Genomic DNA, 19,401 nt, shown 5'->3' on the forward strand with positions numbered 1-19,401 from the left:
GACCTACCCAAACGCCCCCGGGCGGCGGACGCAATGAGCGGGTCGGGTGACCCGGGCTCGATCGCGCGTCCCGGCTTCGGTCCCGTGACCTGTCACCGGACCGAAACCCGAGGGCCGGACCTCAGGGCTGGGCAGCGACGACGAGGGCGGTGGCGATGGCGGCGACGCCCTCACCGCGCCCGGTGAGGCCGAGCCCGTCGGTCGTCGTGCCGCTGACCGACACCGGGGCGCCGGCCGCCTCGGACAGCGCGGCCTCGGCCTCGGCGCGGCGCGTCCCGACCTTGGGCCGGTTGCCGATGACCTGCACGGCGATGTTGCCGATCTCGTAGCCGGCCTCGCGCACGAGCCTCGAGGCCTCGGCGAGCAGCGTGGCGCCGGACGCACCGGCGAGCTCCGGACGGGACGTGCCGAAGTGCGCGCCGAGGTCGCCGATGCCGGCGGCCGAGAAGATCGCGTCGCACGCGGCATGGGCCGCGACGTCGGCGTCGGAGTGCCCGTCGAGGCCGCGCTCCCCCGGCCACAGCAGCCCGGCCACCCACAGCTCGCGGTCCGACCCTTCCGGGGCGTACGCGTGCACGTCCACCCCGACGCCGACGCGCGGGAGGGTCGTCACCGGGCGTCCTTCCAGTCGATCGGTCCGCGGTGGATCTTGTGCGGGGCGGCCTGGGCCACCGGCTTGACCACCATCGTGTCGATGTTGACGTGCTGCGGCAGGCCCACGACGAAGCCGACGCACGCCGCGACGTCGTCGGCCACGAGCGGCCGGTCGACGTTGTCGTAGACCTTGTCGGCAGCAGCCTGGTCACCGTGCAGGCGGGTCAGGGAGAACTCCTCGGTGCGCACCATGCCGGGACGGATGTCGACGACGCGGATGTTCTCGCCGTTGAGCTCGAGGCGCAGCGTCTCGGAGACGACCGACGTGCCGTGCTTGGCCGCGACGTAGCCGGCGCCGCCCTCGTAGACGCGCTCTCCGGCGATGGAGCTGATGTCGACGATGGTCGCGCGGGCCGACCGGCGCAGGAGGGGCAGCACGGCCTGGGTGACGCGCATCGTGCCGACGACGTTCGTGGCGTACATCCGCTCCCACTCGTCCGCGTCGCCGTCCTCGACGCGCGTCACGCCGAGGGCGCCACCGGCGTTGTTGACGACGACGTCGCAGCGGCCGAGCGTCGCCACGCTCTCGGCCACCGACTGCGCGTCGGTGACGTCCATGACGAGGGCCCGGGCCGAGCCTCCGGCCACCTCGACGGAGGCCACGACCTCGTCGAGCTTCTCGCGGCGGCGGCCCGCGACGACGACGTCGAAGCCGTCCTGCGAGAGGCGCCGCGCGATGGCCGCGCCGATGCCGGTGCCGCCACCGGTGATGAGGGCCAGGGGGCGGGACTGGGTTGGGGGCGTCGCATCGGTCACGCTGCCGACAATAGGCGCTGTCGGTTCGATGTATCCGCGCACCCCAGAGGCCGCGCGGATACATCGAAACGCGGGTCAGGTGGCGGCGAGGAGGCGGGCAGCGGCGTCGAGGTCCGCCGGGGTGGTCACCTTGAGGGCCCGCGCGTCACCGTCCACGACGAGCACCCGCTCGCCCAGACGCTCGACCAGGCCGGCGTCGTCGGTGGCGTCGCTCGAGACGGCGTGGGCCCGCTCGAGGACCTCGCGACGGAAGCCCTGCGGCGTCTGGACCGCGCGCAACGCGGACCGCTCCGGGGTGCCGACGACGAAGCCCTGCGCATCGACCTGCTTGATGGTGTCGACGACGGCCGTGCCCGGGACCACCGCGACCGCTCCGGCCCGCACGGCCGCCACGACCCGGTCGAAGACCGCCACCGGCGTCAGGCACCGGGCGGCGTCGTGGACCAGCACGACCTCCACGTCGTCACCGAGCACGGCCAGACCTGCCGCGACGGAGTCCCCCCGCTCGGCCCCGCCCGGCACCACGGTCACGGGCGCGGCGGACCCGAGCTCGCGGCATACGCCCTCGGCCAGGGTCTCGGCGTCGCCCCGGTGCGCCACGGGCGCGACGACCACCACCTCGGACACCGCCGGGCACGACAGAACCCCCCGCAGGGCGTGCCCCAGCAGGGGCACGCCGGCGAGGGGCACGAACGCCTTGGGGACCGAAGCCCCCAGACGCGAACCGGAGCCGGCCGCGACGACGATGACGCCGACGCGACCGGCTCCGGTCTCGTTGTTCAGGGTCTCGCCCGGATCAGGAGGCGAGGACCTCGTCGAGGATGGTCTCGGCCTTCTCCTCGTCGGTCTTCTCCGCGAGCGCGAGCTCGGACACGAGGATCTGACGAGCCTTGGCGAGCATGCGCTTCTCGCCGGCCGACAGGCCACGGTCCTGGTCACGACGCCACAGGTCACGAACGACCTCGGCGACCTTGATGACGTCACCCGACGCGAGCTTCTCGAGGTTCGCCTTGTAGCGACGCGACCAGTTGGTCGGCTCCTCGGTGTGGGGCGTGCGCAGGACCTCGAACACCCGGTCCAGGCCCTCCTGGCCGACGACGTCGCGGACACCCACGAGGTCGCAGTTCTCGGCGGGGACTTCGATCGTCAGGTCACCCTGAGCGACCTTGAGCTTCAGGTAGAGCTTGTCCTCTCCCTTGATCGTTCGTGTGTTGATCTCTTCGATCAGTGCAGCCCCGTGGTGGGGGTACACGACCGTCTCGCCGACCTTGAAAACCATCTGCTGTTTTCCCCTTTCGCGACCTCCAGATTATCACGAACCAAGGCACATGGCGATCTCAGGAAGCCGCATCGTCGCAGGTCAGAGCCATGATCGGCGTTCCACGAACGTTGGTTGACGTCTTGACAGAACGCCGGTCGGCATGCATCCGGCGACCTCCACGATCGTCGCCGGACGACCCGCGGACCGTCCGGATCGTCCCGCCCGCCCGCCCGCCGGCCCGCCGGACCGCGGACCGGGGCCCGTCCCACCCCTTGCGGCGGGTGCACGGGCCGGGCGGGCGGCGCGCCGGTAGGCTGTCGCCCGTGAAGCGTCGATTCCTCGCCCCGGCCCCTGCGCGTCGCCCGTCCACCCGCCGGGTGACGACGGTGCTCGCCGGCGTGGCCCTCGCCCTCGTGACGACCGGCTGCCAGGTCAACTCCCCCGTCCAGACCGACGTGGCCTACCAGCCGGCCGACGGCGTGCCGGCCGACGTGGGCCACCTGGCGGTGCGCGACCTCCTGCTCGTCGGTGACGGCAGCGGCACCGTGGTGGTCTCCGGCTCGGCGGTCAACCTCGGCGACCAGGACATGACGGTCCAGATCGCCGCCCAGGCCGACCCCAACGCCACGACCGCCCCCACCGGCTCCGAGGTGCAGCTCTCCCCGCGCCAGCAGGTCAACCTCTCGACCAAGGGCCTGCAGCTGAGCGGCGTCAAGACCAAGCCGGGCGGCGTCGTGCCCGTGACGATCACCTCGAGCACCGGCGGCACCACCGTCGTGAAGGTCCCCGTCCTGGCGCCCACCGACTACTACTCCACGGTCACTCCCGCCCCGACCGGCAGCTGACCGACGCGCACACGACGATGCCCGGCCCACCTCGAGGTGGGCCGGGCATCGCGCATGTCGGACCGGGCCAGACGGCGTATGCCGGGGGCGCGCCGCTCGCGGCCCCGCGCCGTCGCGGGACGGCTCAGCCGGCCTCGAACTTGTAGCCGAGGCCACGCACGGTCACGATGTGCACCGGGTTGGCCGGGTCGGGCTCGATCTTGGCGCGGAGGCGCTTGACGTGGACGTCGAGCGTCTTGGTGTCACCGACGTAGTCGCTGCCCCACACCCGGTCGATCAGCTGCATGCGCGTCAGCACACGGCCGGAGTTGCGCAGCAGCATCTCGAGCAGCTCGAACTCCTTGAGCGGCAGCGACGCCGAGCGGCCCTCCACGCTGACGGTGTGGCGCTCGACGTCCATCCGCACCGGCCCCGACTCGAGCGTCGAGGGCAGCAGGTCCTCCGGCTCGGCGAGGCGACGCAGCACGGCCTTGACACGTGCGAGCAGCTCGCGGCTGGAGTAGGGCTTCGTGACGTAGTCGTCGGCACCGATCTCGAGGCCCACGACCTTGTCGATCTCGCTGTCCTTGGCCGTCAGCATGATGACCGGCACCGAGGAGCGCTGGCGCAGGGCCCGGCACACGTCGACGCCCGACAGGCCGGGCAGCATGAGGTCGAGCAGCACGAGGTCGGCGCCGTTCTTGTCGAACTCGGCCAGGCCGTCGGGCCCGGTCTCGGCGACGGCGACGTCGTAGCCCTCCTTCTTCAGCAGGTAGGACAGCGGGTCGGAGAACGACACCTCGTCCTCGACGATGAGAATGCGACTCAAGACGGGCCTCTCGGGGTCAGGCAGCGTGGGCTGGTGGGTTGCTGAGGTGAGGTCAGGCGCTCACGGACGGCGCCGGGCCGGCGTCGTGCGGGAGGGCGGCATACGCCGGCGGGTCGGCGGCCTCGATGGCCCCCGAGGCGTTGGCCGCGGGCAGCTCGATGGTGAACGTCGAGCCGCGGCCGGGCTCGGACCACACCGAGACATTCCCGCCGTGGTTGTCGGCCACGTGCTTGACGATGGCCAGCCCCAGGCCGGTGCCGCCGGTCGCCCGCGACCGGGCCGTGTCGACGCGGTAGAAGCGCTCGAAGATGCGCTCCTGCTCCTCCGGCGCGATGCCGAGGCCCTGGTCGGTGACGGAGACGTGGATGACGCCCGCCCGGCCGCGCCGGACCATGACCCCGACGCGCGTGCCGCTGTCGGAGTAGGCGATGGCGTTGCCGACGAGGTTGCTGATCGCCGTCGTGACGAGCTCGGCGTCTCCCCACACCTCGCAGCCCTCGTCGATCGCCGTCACGAGCTCGATGCGGTGCTCGTCGGCGATCAGACGGCTGCGGTCCGTGGCGTCGCGCGCACACTCGCCCACGTCGATGAGGGTGGGGTCCTTGATGACGTCGGCGCCCTGCAGGCGCGAGAGCTCGACGATCTCCTTGACCAGCCGGGTCAGGCGGTCGGACTCCACGCTGATCCGCTTCGCGAACCGGGCGACCGCCTCGGGGTCGTCGTGCGCGTCGAGCACGGCCTCGGCGAGCAGGGAGATGCCGCCGACCGGGGTCTTGAGCTCGTGGCTGACGTTGGCGAGGAAGTCGCGGCGGATCTCCTCGACGCGGGCGGCCTTGGAGCGGTCCTCGACGAGGAGGAGCACGTGGTCGGCGCCGAGCGGCGCGACGCGGGCGGCCACGACGAGGCGGCCGTCGCCGATGCCCCGCTGCAGGGTCAGCTCGGCCTCGCGGATGACGCCGTCGCGGCGCACGGCGCGGGCCAGGTGGAGCAGCTCCGGGTGCACGAGCTCCTGCCCGCGCACGAGGCCCTGGGCGACGGCGGCCGGGGAGTTGTTGACGACCCGGTCCGAGGAGTCGACGAGGATGCCGCTCGAGCGCAGCACCGCGATGACCTCACCGACGCCGGGCGGCAACAGCGGCTCGGGCGGCGGCTCGGACTCGGCGGCGGTCGAACGGTCCGACAGGCGCACGGCGACCATCGCCAGGCCGCCCAGGGCGAGGCCGGCGATGCCACCGAGCGTTGCCGCGGTCGTCGGGTCCACGACACTCAGCGTACGCATCGCCGCGGGAGGCTCGGTCCACGCGCGGTGCGCGAGTGCGGTACGTGAACCCAGTGTTCACCTGAGCGTCCCCACCCATTCACGCGACCCTGCGAGCCTCTGCACCAGCGGGGACGTGCCGCCCCGTCCGTATGCCGTCCCGGACACGTCCCGGGATGACAGGCTGGCCCTCGTGACACCGACGGCTAGCCGTGGCGGCACGACGACGCACGACCGGCGACTGACAGGAAGACCATGCGCGACCAGTTCCACGAGGACCTCGACACGATCTCGGACCAGCTCGTCGAGCTGACCAGGCTCGCGGGCTCGGCCATCTCCCGCGCCACGACCGCCCTGCTCGACGCCGACGTGCACCTGGCCGAGTCGGTCATCGAGGCCGACCGCAAGCTCGACGACATCCGCATCGAGCTCGACGAGCTGTCGATCGACCTGCTCGCGCGGCAGCAGCCCGTCGCGACCGACCTGCGCATCGTCGTCACGGCCATGCACATGAGCTCGGACCTCGAGCGCATGGGCGACCTCGCCCGGCACGTCGCCAAGGTGGCGCGGCTGCGCACGCCCGAGTCGGCGGTGCCGCCGGAGCTGCGCGCGCACATCCTGCAGATGGGCCAGGTCGCCGAGGCCATCGTCGCCAAGTGCGGGTCGATCATCGCGAGCAAGGACGTCGCCGCGGCGATCGCGCTCGAGAAGGACGACGACGCGATGGACGACCTGCACCGCGAGCTCTTCGCGGCGCTGCTCGACGAGAACACGTCGTGGTCGCGCAGCTCGATCCTCGACCTGACGCTCGTCGGCCGCTACTACGAGCGATTCGCCGACCACGCCGTCTCGGTGGCCCGCCGGGTCGTCTACCTCGTCACGGGCGAGTACGACTCCGAGGTCAGCTTCGACCACGAGGACGACGAGGACGCCGACGTCATCGCCGAGATCGAGCGCGACAGCACCGTCTGACTCCGCACGCCTGAAACTCCTCCACCGTCGAGAGGCCGCGTTCGGCCCCCAGCGTGCAGTCGAAAGGCCACTTCCCGCCTCCGGGAAGTGGCCTTTCGCCGGTGGTGGGGTCGGTCAGCGGCCCTGGTTGGCGACGGCCTCGGCCGCGGCGCGGGCGGCCTCGGGGTCGAGGTAGCGCCCACCCGGGGTGACGGGCTTGAACGACTCGTCGAGCTCGTACACGAGCGGCATGCCCGTCGGGATGTTGAGGCCGGCGATGTCGTCGTCGGAGATGCCGTCGAGCGTCTTGACGAGCGCACGCAGCGAGTTGCCGTGGGCGGCGACCATGACCGTCAGGCCGTCGGCGAGGTCGGTCTGGATGTCGTGCTCCCAGTAGGGCATGAGGCGGGCAACGACGTCCTTGAGGCACTCGGTCGCGGGCATCGCGGCGCCGAGACCGGCGTAGCGCGCGTCGCCCGCCTGCGAGAACTCGTCGTCCTCGGCGATGGGCGGCGGCGGCACGTCGTAGGAGCGGCGCCACAGCATGAACTGCTCCTCGCCGAACTGCTCGAGGGTCTGCTTCTTGTCCTTGCCCTGCAGCGCGCCGTAGTGGCGCTCGTTGAGGCGCCAGTCGCGCTTGACCGGGATCCAGTGCCGGTCGGCGGCGTCGAGCGAGAGGTTCGCGGTCGTGATGGCCCGGCGCAGCAGCGAGGTGTGCACGATGTCGGGCAGGATGCCGGCGGCCTTGAGCTGCTCGCCGGCGCGCACGCCCTCGGCGCGGCCCTTGTCGGTGAGGTCGACGTCGACCCAGCCGGTGAAGAGGTTCTTGGCGTTCCAGTCGCTTTCGCCATGACGGACGAGGACGAGCGTGTAGGTCATGACGCCAGCCTAGCGACGGCCGATCAGGCGTCCGACCCGTCGTCCAGCAGGTGACGGAAGGCGTCGAGGTTGCGGGTGGACTCGCCCCGCGACACCCGCCAGTCCCACTCCTTCTTCATCGAGCCGAGGAAGCCGAGCGCGAGCAGCTCGTTGAAGACGTCGTCGCTGGCCGAGAGCACGATGCCGAAGACCTGGTCGAGGTGCTCGGGCTCGACCGCGACGGTCGGGATCTCACCGCGGAGGTAGACGTCACCGTCGGTGTCGATGGCGTAGGCGAGCCCCTGCAGCCGGAGGTTCTTGCGCAGGAGGGTGCGGTAGAAGACCTCGTGGTTCTCGTCGGGGTTGCGGATGACGAACGCGCTGAGGCTCGTCGTCCGGTCGCGCACGAGCACTGAGACGACGGTCTTGAGCTTCTTCTCGCCGGGCAGGGTGACGACGTACTCCCCCGCACGTCCGCCGAGCTCCCAGTCGAGGCCGACCGAGCCGAGGTATGCCGTGAGGCGGGCCTCCGCCGCGACGCGCGGCGTGCCGTCGGCCGGGTCCACCTCCTGCGGCTCGGCGCTCACGGGATCACCGCCGTCGGGACGCCGACGAGGCTCTGGCCCTCGTCGATGGGCGACTCGTTGGTACCGTTCGCGCGCTCGCGGATGGCCTGCTGGTAGACCTCGAGGAGCCGGTCGGTCGTCGCGCCCCAACCGAACTGGGCCGCGTGCGACACGGCGGCGGACCCTAGTGCGAGGCGCCGGGTGTCGTCGCGCAGCAGGGCCTCGACGGCGTCGGCCCAGTCGCGCGTGGCGTGGCCGTCGACGAGGACCCCGGCGTCGCCGACGGCGGTGGGCAGGCCGCCGACGTGGGCCGCCACGACCGGGGTGCCGCAGGCCTGTGCCTCGATGGCGACGAGCCCGAAGGACTCCGAGTGGCTGGGCACGACGACGAGGTCGGCGGCGCGGTACCACTGGGCGAGCACGGGACGGGCGACGGGCTGCACGAAGCGGACGACGTCGTCGATGCCGAGGAAGCGTGCCAGCTCCTCGAGCTCGTGCGGCCGGGTGAGCCCGCTGCCGCTCGGTCCGCCGAGGACGGCGACCGTCAGGCGACGGCGCCGGCCCGGGTCGCGCTGCACGAGCTCAGCGGCGACACGGAGCAGCACGTCGGGGGCCTTGAGCGGCTGGATGCGGCCCACGAAGAGGAGCAGCTCGCCGTCCACGGGCAGACCGAGGGACCGACGTGCCTCGGAGCGGTCTCCGGGCCTGAAGGTGCTCAGGTCGACCCCGGGCGGGACGACGGACACCTTGGCCGGCGGGGCGGCATACAGCTCGACGAGCTCGCGGGCCTCGTCGACGGTGTTGGCGATGAGGCGGTCCGCGGCCTCGACGACCTGGACCTCCCCGATCTCGCGGCCGCGCGGCTCGGGCGGGTCACCCTCGGCGAGGTGGAGGTTCTTGACGCGCGCCATCGTGTGCATCGTGTGCACGAGCGCGACGCGCCACCGGTCGGCCGCGAGCCACCCGACCTGGCCCGAGAGCCAGTAGTGCGAGTGGACGAGGTCGTAGTGGTCCTCGGGGACCGACAGGCCCGCCTGCATGATCCCGGCCGAGAAGGCGCAGAGCTGGCCCGGCAGCTCCTCCTTGGCCAGTCCCTCGTAGGGTCCGGCCGTGACGTGACGCACGCGCACCCCGGGGACGAGCTCCGCCTCGACGGGCGTCTCGCCGGTGGTCCGGCGGGTGAAGATGTCGACCTCGACGCCGCGCGCCGCGAGCTCCTTGGCGGTCTCGGCGACGTAGACGTTGAGCCCGCCCGCGTCACCGGTGCCCGGCTGCTCCAGGGGCGAGGTGTGGACGCTGATCATCGCCACGCGTCTCGGCTCGACCGCCATCGGCATCCCTTCGTCCTGCACCTGCTCGTGCTCTCGTGCTGCTCTCGTCCTGCTCTCCCCGACTCAACCACACCGGCGATTCGATGTATTCCGGCGTGCCCTGGACCGCGGCGACACATCGACCGGCCGAAGGGCCTCGCGTAGCCTGCGGACGTGCCTCCACGCCAGCGCCCCGTCGGCACGGTGACACGTGGGACGACGAACCCGAACCGGCTGCGCCGGTGCGACCGGTGGATCGCCGGGCCGCAGGCATGGCGGCTCCGGCGCAGCACCACGCCCCCGGTCGTCGTCGACCTCGGCTACGGCGCGTCGCCGACGACGGCGGTCGAGCTGCACGACCGGCTGCGGCGCGTGCGCCCCGACGTGCAGGTCGTCGGCATCGAGATCGACCCCGCCCGCGTCGCCGCCGGCAAGCCCCTCGAGCGCGAGGGCCTGAGCTTCCGCCTCGGCGGCTTCGAGGTCCCGCTCGACGCCGGGGCGCGGCCCACGGTCGTGCGGGCCTTCAACGTGCTGCGCCAGTACGCCGAGGACGAGGTCCCGGCCGCGTGGGCGCTCGTCCAGGAGCGCCTTGCCCCCGACGGCCTGCTCGTCGACGGGACGTGCGACGAGATCGGTCGGCGCGCCGCCTGGGTCGCGGTCGACGCCACCGGACCGCTCAGCCTGACCGTGTCGCTCCGGATGGGGGGCCTGGAGCGCCCCTCGGACGTCGCCGAACGGCTGCCGAAGTCACTGATCCACCGCAACGTGCCCGGCGAGCCGGTCCACGCGTTCCTCGCCGACCTCGACCGGGCGTGGGCGCGCCACGCCCCGCACTCGTCGTGGGGGGCCAGGCAGCGCTTCCTCGCGACCGCCGCCGAGGTGCGCGAGAGCTGGCCGCTGCTCGACGGGCCGTCCCGCTGGCGCCTCGGTGAGCTCACCGTCGCCTGGTCGGCCGTCGCGCCCGGCGGAGCGTGAACGCGGCCCGTCGCAGACGCACGTATGCCGCCCGGTGGCCCGGACGGCATACGTGCTGTGTCGCGTCGTGCAGAGGTGTCAGGCGTCCTCAGCGGACGTAGTCGTCCTCGAGTCGCTCGATGTCGGCCTCGTCGAAGTGGCCGAAACCGACCTCGAGCAGGCGGCCCGGCTCGCTGCCGGAGTTGCCCATGCGGTGGACCGAGTTGCGCGGGACCCACACCGTCTCGCCCGGCTGGGCACTCCACGTGCGGTCGCCGACCGTGACGTCGATCGGCACGTCGAGGACCTGCCACATCTCGCCGCGGTGGTCGTGGCGCTGGAGCGAGAGCCGGTGACCGGGCTGGACCGTGATGATCTTGACGGTGACCTGCTCGTTGGAGACGAACTGCTGGAACTGCCCCCAGGGGCGCTCGGCGACGAAGATGTCCTGCGCGGGGTTGCGGTCGCCACGCTCGTAGTCGTCGGGCGAGTGCGTCGGGCCCTGGCCAGGCGCCACGGCGGCGCCGAAGCGGTGCTGGTCGGTCATAGGTTCCCCCATCGTCGGTGAGAGCCCAGTGTGCCGCAATCCGTCACGCTGGTGCGCCAGACGGAGCGTAGTGCGCCTACCAGTGCGAGCTCGAGCGACCCCCGAGGCCCCGGACCTGGCGCAGGGCGGGACGCACGTCGGCGAGGTAGACGGCGGCTCCGAGGAAGCCGGCGAGCCCCAGCAGGCCGATCGGGTTGAAGACCGAGATCGACCCGAACAGCAGGGCCACCGCGGTGATCAGCAGCCAGAAGCGCTTGGTGCGCTTGCCGGCCGCGACGTAGGCGTTGTCCGGGTGGCGCAGGGCGTCGACGAACGCGAAGACCTCGCAGCCGAGGGCCACCACTCCGAGGACGAGGGTCACGAGGCTCTGGTAGCCGGCATAGAGCTGCATGGTGGCAGCGTAACCCGCCTCCCCGTCAGCCAACCCTCCCAGCCGGCTCCCAGACTCGCGCCGGCAGCCCGGCTCCGGGCGCGGCGCCTCAGGCGTCGACGACGAGGGTGACGGGGCCGTCGCCCACGAGCGAGACCTGCATCATCGCGCCGAACCGGCCCTGCTCGACCTCGATGCCCCGGGCCCGGAGCGCGGCCACGAGGTCGGCCACGATCGGCTCGGCCACGGGCCCCGGAGCGGCGGCGCTCCACGAGGGCCGGCGCCCCTTGCGGGTGTCGGCGTAGAGGGTGAACTGGCTGACGACGAGGACCGGCGCCCCGGCGTCGGTCAGGCTCTGCTCGTCGCGCAGGATCCGGAGCTCGGCGATCTTGCGCGCCATCCGCTCGACCTGCTCGGGCCCGTCGTCGTGGGTGACGCCGACGAGGGCCAGCAGGCCGGGCCGGTCGATGGCGCCGACGACCTCGCGCTCGACCTCGACCCGGGCACTCGTGACGCGCTGCAGGACCGTCCTCATGCGCGGGACACCGTCCGGCTCACAGGACGCTCGTCCGGGGCACGGGTGCTCAGACCCCGACGGCGACCACGGCGCCCACGGGCTGCCCGTGACCGAGCACCGGCTGGTGCTCGAGCATGCCCAGCACGTCCTCGCTGCCGACCCCGATGCGGCGCAGCACCGCGGCCAGCAGCACGCTGCGGGCGCGGGAGGAGCCGTCGGCGACCTTGACGGCGATGCCGCGGCCGTCGGCCAGCCCCACGGCGTACACGGCCTCCGCGCCGTCCTTGGCGACGAGTCCGTCGACGCCCCGGATCAGGGCGGTGACGTCGCGGCTCGTGCCGCCGAGGTACTCCGGGAACTCGCGGATCGCGCGGGTGATCCGGGCCTCCGGACCGTCCGTCGCGGCGGCGAGCCGGCCGAACGACAGGGCGAGGGCGCGCAGCGGCACGGCGTGGATGGGCGCGCCGCACCCGTCGACGGCGACGGCGCTCGGCTCGGCGCCGGTGAGCTCGCGAACCGTGTCGGTGATGGCGACCTGGAGCGGGTGGCTCGGGTCGCGGTAGGTGGCGAGGTCCCACCCGTTGACCACGCAGGTGGCCAGCATCGAGGCGTGCTTGCCCGAGCAGTTCTGCACGATCGACTGCTTGGGGCGACCGCTCGCGATCCAGCCGATCCGGGCGGCGTCGTCGTAGGGGTAGTCCGGGGTGTTCTGGAGGTCGGTCTCGGTCAGGCCCGCGCCGGCGAGGATCTCGCGCGCCGCCTCGACGTGGAAGTCCTCGCCCGAGTGGCTCGCGCACGCCAGGGACAGCAGTCGCCCCTCGTTGGCGAGACCGTTGCGCACCATCGCGAGCGCCTGGAGCGGCTTGCTCGAGCTGCGGGGGAAGACGGCGCCGCCGGCATCGCCGATCTCGAGCTCGACCGAGCCGTCGGGAGCCGTGACGACGGCCGTGCCGTGGTGCACCGACTCGACGAAGCCGGCGCGCACGACGTGGGCGACGATCGGGGCGTCGGCCAGCGCGGCACTGACGGAGGCGGGGACGAACGAGGCAGCCAGGTCATCGGTCACGTCCCGCAGTATGCCGGAGCCACGCAGCAGGGCCGCCACCCCGGGTGGGGTGACGGCCCTGGTGACCGGTGGAGCGGCCTACTGGGCTCAGCTGGTCGCCGAGTCCGAGCTGCTCGTCGCCGTCTTCGCGGCCGTCGTGGACTTCTTCGCGGCGGTCTTGGCGGTCGAGGACGCGCTCTTGGTGGCGGCGGTGGTCTTGGCGGCTGCCTTCTTCACCGTCTTCTTGGCGGCGCGCTTGGCCGGTGCGGCCTTGCGGGCCACCGTGGCGTTGGCGTCGTCGGTCGTGGCGGAGCTGCGGGCGGCGACCTTGCGGGTCGTCGTGGCCTCGACCGCGTTGTCCTTGCGCGTGGCGGCGGCCTTCTGGGCGGCCGACTTGCGGATGGCGCGCTGGTGCGCGGCGGTGCGCTTGGCCGGGACCGGCGCCGCGGCGGACTCGACGGCGTCGACGGAGGCCTCGACCTGCGAGCCGATCTTCGAAGCGTCCTTGGCGACGACGTCCAGCAGGCTCTTGGCGACCTTCTCGCCCTCGGTGACGGCGGTCTCGGCGACGCGGCGCCCGCGGGTCACGGTGGCCGTGCCGCGCTCGCTGAGGTCGAACGCGGTGCGCTCGCCCTGGGCGCGGAGGTCGGTGACGACCTTCTCGCCGCGGGCCGCGGCCGCGTCGTACTGGTCCTTGGCGTTGCTGGCGATGACGAGGCCCTCGTTGAGGACGCGGGCCGGAAGGTCCTGGGCCTGCGTGACGAAGCGCTCGGCATACGTCGTCGCGAGCTTCTGGAGCTCGGCGGTGCGGTCCTGGAGGTCGGCGATGCGCTTCTGGAGGTCCTTCTGCAGCTGGTTCGCCTCCTTCTTGGCACCCTTGCGCAGGTCGGCGCCCTTGGCCTGACGGCGGGCGACCTCGAGCTGCTCACCAGCGGTGCGGACCGTGTCGATCGCCATGTTGGCGGCGCCGACGACGGCGTAGAACGGTGTCGGGTCGACCTGGACCTCGGGCATGCGGCCCTCGACCTGGACGAGCTGGCCGCGCACGTCGGCGACGGCTGCCTCGGCCTGCTTCTGGGCGTCCTTGACGGCCTTGGTGATCTTCTTGGTCAGTGCCATCTCAGTTCTCCTTCTCGTTGAGCTCTGGGGTCGCGGCAGCGGTCGTGCTGCGCGGGCGCCGGCGGGGTGCTGCCGCTGGCGTATGCGTGGGGCGCGGCGCAGGCGGGGTCGCAGCCGCCGCGGGTGGTGTCGTCTCGTCGGTGCCGACGAAGGACAGGTAGATGTCGACGAGCACCGCGCGCTGACGGTCGGTGAGGACCGGGTCGGCGGCGATGGCGGAAAGGACGTCGGGCGCGGCGGCAGGGTCACCGTCGGCGACCCGCTCGTCGAGGATGCCGGCCCGGACGTAGAGCGACTCGGCCGAGACCTGCAGCCCCTTGGCGATCTGCTGCAGGATCTCGGCGCTCGGGCGCTTGAGCCCTCGCTCGATCTGCGACAGGTAGGGGTTGGAGACTCCGGCCATCTCGGCGAGCTGGCGCAGCGACAGCTGGGCGCTCTCGCGCTGTTCGCGCAAGTAGGCCCCGAGGTCGGGTAGCGGAAGCTTGCTCATGCCTCCATTGTGCTAACTAGAGCAAGCAGAATGCAAACTCTGGACAGCGTGAGACGCCCCACACGCGACCCCTCACCGCGTGCGGCGGTCCTTGACCGCGAGCGCCTCGCGCGCCTCGGTCGTCGACATCGGCGGCCGCTGCATCAGGGTCGCCAGCTCCGCGGCCCGCGCCACGAGCTCGCTGTTGTGCACGACGGCCCGGCCCCTGGCATACATGAGGTTGTCCTCCATGCCGACGCGCAGGTGCCCGCCCGACGACAGGGCCGCGGCCACGATCGGCAGGTGCGCGCGGCCGATGCCGGTCGCCGACCAGCTCGTGACCTCGGGCGGCAGCATCGCGACGCCGGCGAGCAGCGCCTGGGGCGTGCCGGGCATCGCGCCGGGCACCCCGGTGACGAAGTCGACGTGGACCCTGCCGCCGTAGGGCAGGCCGCACTCGTCGATGAGCCGGCGCAGCGCGTGCACGTGCCCCAGCTCGAACAGCTCGAACTCCGGCACGACCTCGCGCTCCTGCGCCTGGCGGTAGAGGTCGACCATGAACCCCCACGGGTTGAGGAAGACGCCGTCACCGAAGTTCGTCGTACCGCACGTGAGCGAGCAGGAGTCGGGGTCGGCGTCGAGGACGGTGAGGCGCTGGTCGAGCGGGTCGGTGACGGCGCCGCCGGTGGAGAGCTGGACGACGAGGTCGGTGGCCTCACGCACCCCGTCGACGGCCTCCTTGAGCAGCACGGGGTCGAGCGTGGGCCGGTGCTCCCGGTCGCGCACGTGGATGTGGATGAGCGCCGCCCCGGCCCGCTCGCAGGCGACGGCGGTCTCGACGAGCTCCTCAGGCGTGGTCGGCAGCGCCGGCACGTCCGCCTTGGCGCTCTCGGCGCCCGTGGGTGCGACGGTGATCAGGGTGCTCGCGACGCTGCGTGCAGGTCTCATGCGGGTCATCCTGCCAGCGCGGGAGCCGTCGTCGGTCAGGGAGCGACGACGGTCGTCTGCGCGGCGGAGAGGTCGTCGACGAGCAGCTCGGCCTCCGGGTCGGTGTTGCGCTTGATCACCGCGAGGGCGATGGGCCCGTCGACGTGGTGGCGCCCGACGGAGGTGACGCGGCCGACGACCCGGTCGCCCAGGCGGACCTCGCTCCCCTGCGCGGGGAGCACGTGGCCCGACCCGTCGAGGTGGAGGAAGACGAGGCGCCGCGGCGGTCGGCCGAGGTTGTGGACGCGCGCCACGGTCTCCTGGCCGCGGTAGCAGCCCTTGTGCAGGTGCACGGCGGTGCGCAGCCAGTCGACCTCGTGGACGATGGTGCGGTGGTCGGTCTCGAGGCCGAGCCGCGGTCGCCAGGCGGCGATGCGCAGCGCCTCAGCGGCCCACAGGCCGGCGAGCGGCCGATCCGCCACTGCTGCAACGAGATCGGCGCGGGGCACGATGACCTCACGCCACGCGCGATCGGTGCCGGGGTGGTCCTCGACGGGGCCGTATGCCGTCGTGTCGCCGACGAGGTCGGGCCACGGGTCGCGCCACGCGAGGGGCTCGCCGTCGACCGACTCGCTGGCGTGCGGCTCGCCGAGCACCGCCCAGTCGTCGGTGACGAGCGCGACCTCGACGCGGAGCATGAAACGCATCTTGTCGAGCCAGTCGGCGAGCGCCTGCCCGGCACCGGGCTCGGTCGTGATCCACGTGGTGGCGCCGTCGTCGACGAGGTGGAGCGAGTGCTCGACGTGGCCCTTGGGGGTGAGCACCAGGGCCTCGCGCGACTGGCGCGGCTCGAGCCCGAGGAGGTGCTGGGTCGTCAGGGAGTGCAGCCAGCTGAGCCGGTCGGGGCCGGTCACGGTGACGACGTCGCGGTGCGACAGGTCGACGACCGCCAGCCCCTCCTCGAGCAGCCGCTGCTCGCGCATCGGGTCGCCGTAGTGGATCGCCACCGCCGCCTCGAGGCCCTCGCCAGCCACTGCGCCCGCACGGGAGAGCAGGGCGCTCGGTGCGGTCGTGGGACGGGTGGGCAGCTCGACGTCGCTCATGCCCGGTGGAACGCTCACGGCATACGCCTCATTCCACGGGCTCGGCGGGTCACTCGACGCGCTTGAGGGTCGCCGACACGTGGCTCTGCAGCTCCTGGCCGACGGCGGCCATGTCCATGACCCAGAGGAGGTTGGACTCGACGAGGCCGTACATCCGCGTCGCCGCGTTGTACTCCTTGGCGCCGGGGGCGCGCAGGACCCCGTCGGTCTTGAGCTGGATCTTGGCCGGCTCGATCTTGCCGTAGTAGAGCTCGAGGATGCCGGTCGGGTGCGCGAGGAGCAGCTCGACCTCGCCGTTCTCGAGCGGACGCCAGAAGCCGGACTCGACCGCGGCCGGACGCACCTTGGCGCCGTTCTCGGAGTCGAGGATCCAGGCGCGGCTCTCCCACTTGAGGAAGCCCCGCCCGTCGTGGGTCACCTCGACCTCCTGGCCGAAGTGCGCGGACTCGATCGTCGGGTAGCCCACGACGCCGGCGCCCTCCCAGCGTCCGATGAGCCAGGCGAGGGGTCGCAGCGGCTCCGGGATGTCCTGGTCGAGGTTGAACATGCGCCCGATCGTAGCCTGATCCCATGGACTCCCCCGCACGCTCGCTCGTCGTCAAGGTCACCGCCGGAACCGAGGCTCCGGAACGTCTCTCGCAGGCCTTCACGGTGGCCGCGACGGCCGTCGCCAGCGGCGTCGACGTCTCGCTCTGGCTGACCGGCGAGTCGACGTGGATGGCCGTGCCGGGCCGCGCCGAGGAGTTCGAGCTGCCGTATGCCGCCCCGCTCGTCGACCTGCGCGACGCGGTGCTCGCGGGTGGCCGGGTCACCGTGTGCAGCCAGTGCGCTGCGCGGCGCGAGCTCACCGAGGACCAGCTCGTCGAGGGCGCGGTCGTCAAGGGGGCCGCGGTCTTCGTCGAGGAGGTCATGGCGCCGGGCGCGCAGGCCCTCGTCTACTGACCCCGCCGCCACCCGTTCGAGGTGAACGCGCCGCGGAAACCACGGCGGGTTCACCTCGAACGGGTGGCGCGGCGAGGTGTCAGGTGAGGACGGAGAAGAGGTGCACGACGGCGCCGACCACGAGGACCGAGCCCACCCCGGCGCCGAGCTGTCCGCGCACCGTCAGCATGGCCGGCTGCAGGGCCAGGACCCGGCGGAACGACCACGACACCGTGCCGGCCGCGGCACCGATGCCCAGCGCCTCGAGCGGACCGACCTCGGCGAAGCGGGTCGCCGCGACCACCGCAGCGAGCACGGCCGCCGCGAGCGCCACGAGTCCGAGCAGGGGCGCCGCCGCACGGACCCCGGCGAGCAGGTCGGCGACGACGGCCGCACCGACCGCCGCCATGGCCACGACGGCGACCGCCTGCCCGCGGGGGGTGTCGGCGGCCACGACCGCCGTCGTGCCCGAGGCGATGACGACGAGACCGCCGAACGAGGAGAGCAGGGTCAGCACGAGCCCCTCGCGGCCGGTGCGCCGGACGAGCTGTCCGAAGAAGGCGAGCAGGATCCCGAACGCCACGGCGGCCGGGACCCAGAGCAGGTCCTCGCGCAGGGCGCTCAGGACGATCGCGACGGAAGCCACGGCGAGCACGACGGTCGTCGCCGCCGGCGTCCACGACCCGCTGAGCAGCGGCCACCCCCAGGCCAGCGCGAGGGCGAGGACGAGGGTCACGGCCAGCGTCGCGGCATACCCCGCGTCCTGCGCCACGAGAAGGGCGACCGCGGCGACGAACGTCGCGGCGATGCTGACCCAGCGGATCCGGTCGGCGGCCACGGGAGAGAGCGGGAGGTGGAGCGACCCGCCGGCCACCGAGCCGCCAGAGACGTCGGGTCCGGGCAGGGCCGCGTTGTCCTCAGGCACGGGCGCCATTGTGCATCACCCGCCGGCGAAGGGGGGCAGCACCTCGACGGTGCCGCCGTCGGGCACGGGCTCGTCGCGGCCCACCGCGCGACCGTCGAGCAGGAACGTCGCGACGGCGGCGACGCGGGCCAGGTCCGGGTGGGCCGCGACGGCGGCGTCGACGACCTCGCGCACGCTCGCGCCACCCAGCGTCTCGCTGTCGGTGCCGGCCGCGGCCCGGGCCGCGGCCCAGTAGCGCACCGTGACCGAGCCGACGCCGGCAACGCCCGAGACGGCCGAGGCGCTCGAGGCGCTGGTGGCGCTGGTGGCGCTGGTGGCGGTCGAGACGGCCGACCCCGCGCTCGGGGACGTGCCCTGCTCGGGTGCACTCGGGGACATCTCGCTCCGTCTCATCGTTGACGCGGTCTGGTCGGCAGGTGACCAGTCTCGCCTATCCTGCATGAGATGGCCCGACTGCTGCTGCTCACCAACGCGCTCGCCCCGAGCGCCGAGGTGCTGCCTGCCCTCGGGCTGCTGAGCCACACGGTGCGCATCCTCCCCGCAGAGGCGACCGCCCTCGTCGACTCGCCCGACTGCGACGTCGTCATCGTCGACGCGCGACGGGAGCTCGCGAGCGCCCGCTCCCTGTGCCGGGTGCTGCGCACCACCGGGATCGGCACCCCGCTGCTGGCCGTCCTCACCGAGGGCGGCCTCGCCGGTCTCACCGCCGAGTGGGGCCTCGACGACGTCCTGCTCGACTCCGCCGGTCCGGCCGAGGTCGACGCGCGCCTGCGCCTGGCCATGACCAAGGGGCAGGACGACGACGCCGACCTCGACATGCCGATCACCTCGGGCGAGCTCGTCATCGACGAGTCGTCCTACTCCGCGAAGTTCCGCGGCGTCCCGCTCGACCTGACCTATAAGGAGTTCGAGCTCATCAAGTACCTCGCCCAGCACCCGGGGCGCGTCTTCACGCGCGCCCAGCTGCTGCAGGAGGTCTGGGGCTACGACTACTACGGCGGCACGCGCACCGTCGACGTGCACGTGCGGCGCCTGCGCGCCAAGCTCGGGCCCGACCACGAGACGCTCATCGGCACGGTCCGCAACGTCGGCTACCGCCTCGTGCCCGACCGCGCCGAGGCGCCCGCGTCCGAGACCGCCGACGCCTGAGCGGGCGCGTCCGCCCGCCCGCCCCGCGGTGCTCGCCACACGGCATACGCCATCGGTCGTCGACGGCCGACTGCGTATGCCCGGACAG

Annotated in this window: 25 protein-coding genes; 5 read left to right on the forward strand and 20 right to left on the reverse strand. The window is 72.8% G+C overall.

The features are described 5' to 3' along the window. Window positions 1-121: 121 nt before the first annotated feature. The 4 genes from ispF to ABD297_RS01755 form a co-directional block, all read right to left on the reverse strand. Window positions 122-613 carry a 2-C-methyl-D-erythritol 2,4-cyclodiphosphate synthase gene (gene ispF / locus ABD297_RS01740; RefSeq protein ID WP_344252396.1) on the reverse strand — a complete coding sequence of 164 codons (492 nt, stop codon included), beginning with the start codon at window positions 611-613 and terminating at the stop codon, window positions 122-124. Next, the gene (locus ABD297_RS01745) at window positions 610-1,410 is read right to left on the reverse strand and encodes an SDR family oxidoreductase (RefSeq protein WP_344252397.1); all 801 of its coding nucleotides are present in this window, start codon (window positions 1,408-1,410) and stop codon (window positions 610-612) included. The genes ispF and ABD297_RS01745 overlap by 4 nt, the downstream gene beginning before the upstream one ends. Before the next feature lie 75 nt (window positions 1,411-1,485). After that, complete coding sequence (gene ispD / locus ABD297_RS01750) at window positions 1,486-2,193, reverse strand: 2-C-methyl-D-erythritol 4-phosphate cytidylyltransferase (protein ID WP_344252472.1); 708 nt, start codon at window positions 2,191-2,193, stop codon at window positions 1,486-1,488. Window positions 2,194-2,206: 13 nt separating this feature from the next. Further along, window positions 2,207-2,689, reverse strand: a complete 483-nt coding sequence (locus ABD297_RS01755) for a CarD family transcriptional regulator (RefSeq protein WP_030199704.1) — start codon at window positions 2,687-2,689, stop codon at window positions 2,207-2,209. 305 nt (window positions 2,690-2,994) lie between these two features. On the opposite strand from ABD297_RS01755, the gene ABD297_RS01760 reads away from it, so the two are divergent. Further along, window positions 2,995-3,516: a hypothetical protein gene (locus ABD297_RS01760; protein WP_344252398.1), complete on the forward strand. Its 522-nt coding sequence runs from the start codon at window positions 2,995-2,997 to the stop codon at window positions 3,514-3,516. Between the two features lie 124 nt (window positions 3,517-3,640). Here the strand turns inward: ABD297_RS01760 and ABD297_RS01765 are convergent, their stop codons facing one another. Both ABD297_RS01765 and ABD297_RS01770 read right to left on the reverse strand, forming a co-directional pair. Next, complete coding sequence (locus tag ABD297_RS01765; RefSeq protein ID WP_147065418.1) at window positions 3,641-4,324, reverse strand: response regulator transcription factor; 684 nt, start codon at window positions 4,322-4,324, stop codon at window positions 3,641-3,643. Between the two features lie 52 nt (window positions 4,325-4,376). Then, window positions 4,377-5,585: a sensor histidine kinase gene (locus ABD297_RS01770; RefSeq protein ID WP_344252399.1), complete on the reverse strand. Its 1,209-nt coding sequence runs from the start codon at window positions 5,583-5,585 to the stop codon at window positions 4,377-4,379. A gap of 252 nt (window positions 5,586-5,837) precedes the next feature. On the opposite strand from ABD297_RS01770, the gene phoU reads away from it, so the two are divergent. After that, window positions 5,838-6,554: a phosphate signaling complex protein PhoU gene (gene phoU / locus ABD297_RS01775; protein WP_344252400.1), complete on the forward strand. Its 717-nt coding sequence runs from the start codon at window positions 5,838-5,840 to the stop codon at window positions 6,552-6,554. Between the two features lie 114 nt (window positions 6,555-6,668). On the opposite strand, the gene ABD297_RS01780 is transcribed toward phoU, so the two are convergent. Genes ABD297_RS01780 through mshA form a run of 3 tightly spaced genes read right to left on the reverse strand, consistent with a single transcriptional unit; the run spans window position 6,669 to window position 9,288 of the window. Further along, window positions 6,669-7,412, reverse strand: a complete 744-nt coding sequence (locus ABD297_RS01780) for a phosphoglyceromutase (RefSeq protein ID WP_344252401.1) — start codon at window positions 7,410-7,412, stop codon at window positions 6,669-6,671. A 23-nt stretch (window positions 7,413-7,435) separates the two neighbouring features. Beyond that, complete coding sequence (locus ABD297_RS01785; RefSeq protein WP_344252402.1) at window positions 7,436-7,978, reverse strand: YbjN domain-containing protein; 543 nt, start codon at window positions 7,976-7,978, stop codon at window positions 7,436-7,438. Then, window positions 7,975-9,288, reverse strand: a complete 1,314-nt coding sequence (mshA, locus tag ABD297_RS01790) for a D-inositol-3-phosphate glycosyltransferase (RefSeq protein WP_344252403.1) — start codon at window positions 9,286-9,288, stop codon at window positions 7,975-7,977. The genes ABD297_RS01785 and mshA overlap by 4 nt, the downstream gene beginning before the upstream one ends. A gap of 153 nt (window positions 9,289-9,441) precedes the next feature. On the opposite strand from mshA, the gene ABD297_RS01795 reads away from it, so the two are divergent. Next, entirely contained in the window at window positions 9,442-10,242 is an 801-nt protein-coding gene (locus ABD297_RS01795; protein ID WP_344252404.1) for a class I SAM-dependent methyltransferase, read from the forward strand. A gap of 88 nt (window positions 10,243-10,330) precedes the next feature. On the opposite strand, the gene ABD297_RS01800 is transcribed toward ABD297_RS01795, so the two are convergent. From ABD297_RS01800 to ABD297_RS01840, 9 genes are all read right to left on the reverse strand, one after another. After that, on the reverse strand, window positions 10,331-10,768 hold the full coding sequence (locus ABD297_RS01800) for a phosphomannose isomerase type II C-terminal cupin domain (RefSeq protein ID WP_344252405.1): 438 nt from the start codon (window positions 10,766-10,768) through the stop codon (window positions 10,331-10,333). Window positions 10,769-10,844: 76 nt separating this feature from the next. Beyond that, the gene (locus ABD297_RS01805; protein WP_344252407.1) at window positions 10,845-11,159 is read right to left on the reverse strand and encodes a DUF2516 family protein; all 315 of its coding nucleotides are present in this window, start codon (window positions 11,157-11,159) and stop codon (window positions 10,845-10,847) included. 88 nt (window positions 11,160-11,247) lie between these two features. Beyond that, complete coding sequence (gene dtd, locus ABD297_RS01810; RefSeq protein ID WP_344252408.1) at window positions 11,248-11,673, reverse strand: D-aminoacyl-tRNA deacylase; 426 nt, start codon at window positions 11,671-11,673, stop codon at window positions 11,248-11,250. Between the two features lie 49 nt (window positions 11,674-11,722). Then, a complete protein-coding gene (locus tag ABD297_RS01815; protein WP_344252409.1) occupies window positions 11,723-12,721 on the reverse strand; it encodes an asparaginase in 999 nt (332 codons plus the stop codon). Between the two features lie 87 nt (window positions 12,722-12,808). Beyond that, the gene (locus ABD297_RS01820; RefSeq protein ID WP_344252410.1) at window positions 12,809-13,819 is read right to left on the reverse strand and encodes a hypothetical protein; all 1,011 of its coding nucleotides are present in this window, start codon (window positions 13,817-13,819) and stop codon (window positions 12,809-12,811) included. A 1-nt stretch (window position 13,820) separates the two neighbouring features. Next, window positions 13,821-14,309: a helix-turn-helix domain-containing protein gene (locus ABD297_RS01825; RefSeq protein WP_344252411.1), complete on the reverse strand. Its 489-nt coding sequence runs from the start codon at window positions 14,307-14,309 to the stop codon at window positions 13,821-13,823. Window positions 14,310-14,381: 72 nt separating this feature from the next. Next, entirely contained in the window at window positions 14,382-15,236 is an 855-nt protein-coding gene (locus tag ABD297_RS01830; protein ID WP_344252412.1) for a beta-keto acid cleavage family enzyme, read from the reverse strand. A 35-nt stretch (window positions 15,237-15,271) separates the two neighbouring features. Then, window positions 15,272-16,318 (reverse strand): CAF17-like 4Fe-4S cluster assembly/insertion protein YgfZ, encoded by a 1,047-nt coding sequence (gene ygfZ / locus ABD297_RS01835; protein WP_344252474.1) that lies wholly within the window; start codon window positions 16,316-16,318, stop codon window positions 15,272-15,274. A gap of 49 nt (window positions 16,319-16,367) precedes the next feature. Beyond that, window positions 16,368-16,865, reverse strand: coding sequence for a heme-binding beta-barrel domain-containing protein (locus ABD297_RS01840; protein WP_030199640.1), 498 nt, complete (start codon window positions 16,863-16,865; stop codon window positions 16,368-16,370). A 23-nt stretch (window positions 16,866-16,888) separates the two neighbouring features. Between ABD297_RS01840 and ABD297_RS01845 the strand changes: the two genes are divergently transcribed. Further along, window positions 16,889-17,260, forward strand: coding sequence for a DsrE family protein (locus ABD297_RS01845; RefSeq protein WP_344252414.1), 372 nt, complete (start codon window positions 16,889-16,891; stop codon window positions 17,258-17,260). Window positions 17,261-17,339: 79 nt separating this feature from the next. On the opposite strand, the gene ABD297_RS01850 is transcribed toward ABD297_RS01845, so the two are convergent. Both ABD297_RS01850 and ABD297_RS01855 read right to left on the reverse strand, forming a co-directional pair. Further along, complete coding sequence (locus ABD297_RS01850; protein ID WP_344252415.1) at window positions 17,340-18,173, reverse strand: hypothetical protein; 834 nt, start codon at window positions 18,171-18,173, stop codon at window positions 17,340-17,342. Between the two features lie 6 nt (window positions 18,174-18,179). Further along, window positions 18,180-18,542, reverse strand: a complete 363-nt coding sequence (locus ABD297_RS01855) for a MoaD/ThiS family protein (protein ID WP_344252416.1) — start codon at window positions 18,540-18,542, stop codon at window positions 18,180-18,182. A 66-nt stretch (window positions 18,543-18,608) separates the two neighbouring features. Here ABD297_RS01855 and ABD297_RS01860 point away from each other — a divergent pair, with 66 nt between their 5' ends. Next, complete coding sequence (locus ABD297_RS01860; protein ID WP_344252417.1) at window positions 18,609-19,313, forward strand: response regulator transcription factor; 705 nt, start codon at window positions 18,609-18,611, stop codon at window positions 19,311-19,313. Window positions 19,314-19,401 lie beyond the last annotated feature (88 nt).

Origin of the sequence: Terrabacter carboxydivorans (assembly GCF_039532035.1) — a bacterium.
GTDB lineage: Bacteria > Actinomycetota > Actinomycetes > Actinomycetales > Dermatophilaceae > Terrabacter > Terrabacter carboxydivorans.

Excerpts from the sequence above, each read along its gene's own strand:
- ABD297_RS01755 (WP_030199704.1), bottom strand. The coding sequence starts at position 2,689 with ATGGTTTTCAAGGTCGGCGAGACGGTCGTGTACCCCCACCACGGGGCT.
- phoU (WP_344252400.1), top strand. The coding sequence starts at position 5,838 with ATGCGCGACCAGTTCCACGAGGACCTCGACACGATCTCGGACCAGCTC.
- ABD297_RS01780 (WP_344252401.1), bottom strand. The coding sequence starts at position 7,412 with ATGACCTACACGCTCGTCCTCGTCCGTCATGGCGAAAGCGACTGGAAC.
- mshA (WP_344252403.1), bottom strand. The coding sequence starts at position 9,288 with ATGGCGGTCGAGCCGAGACGCGTGGCGATGATCAGCGTCCACACCTCG.
- ABD297_RS01800 (WP_344252405.1), bottom strand. The coding sequence starts at position 10,768 with ATGACCGACCAGCACCGCTTCGGCGCCGCCGTGGCGCCTGGCCAGGGC.
- ABD297_RS01805 (WP_344252407.1), bottom strand. The coding sequence starts at position 11,159 with ATGCAGCTCTATGCCGGCTACCAGAGCCTCGTGACCCTCGTCCTCGGA.
- dtd (WP_344252408.1), bottom strand. The coding sequence starts at position 11,673 with ATGAGGACGGTCCTGCAGCGCGTCACGAGTGCCCGGGTCGAGGTCGAG.
- ABD297_RS01820 (WP_344252410.1), bottom strand. The coding sequence starts at position 13,819 with ATGGCACTGACCAAGAAGATCACCAAGGCCGTCAAGGACGCCCAGAAG.
- ABD297_RS01825 (WP_344252411.1), bottom strand. The coding sequence starts at position 14,309 with ATGAGCAAGCTTCCGCTACCCGACCTCGGGGCCTACTTGCGCGAACAG.
- ABD297_RS01830 (WP_344252412.1), bottom strand. The coding sequence starts at position 15,236 with ATGAGACCTGCACGCAGCGTCGCGAGCACCCTGATCACCGTCGCACCC.
- ygfZ (WP_344252474.1), bottom strand. The coding sequence starts at position 16,318 with ATGAGCGACGTCGAGCTGCCCACCCGTCCCACGACCGCACCGAGCGCC.
- ABD297_RS01840 (WP_030199640.1), bottom strand. The coding sequence starts at position 16,865 with ATGTTCAACCTCGACCAGGACATCCCGGAGCCGCTGCGACCCCTCGCC.
- ABD297_RS01845 (WP_344252414.1), top strand. The coding sequence starts at position 16,889 with ATGGACTCCCCCGCACGCTCGCTCGTCGTCAAGGTCACCGCCGGAACC.
- ABD297_RS01850 (WP_344252415.1), bottom strand. The coding sequence starts at position 18,173 with ATGGCGCCCGTGCCTGAGGACAACGCGGCCCTGCCCGGACCCGACGTC.
- ABD297_RS01855 (WP_344252416.1), bottom strand. The coding sequence starts at position 18,542 with ATGTCCCCGAGTGCACCCGAGCAGGGCACGTCCCCGAGCGCGGGGTCG.
- ABD297_RS01860 (WP_344252417.1), top strand. The coding sequence starts at position 18,609 with ATGGCCCGACTGCTGCTGCTCACCAACGCGCTCGCCCCGAGCGCCGAG.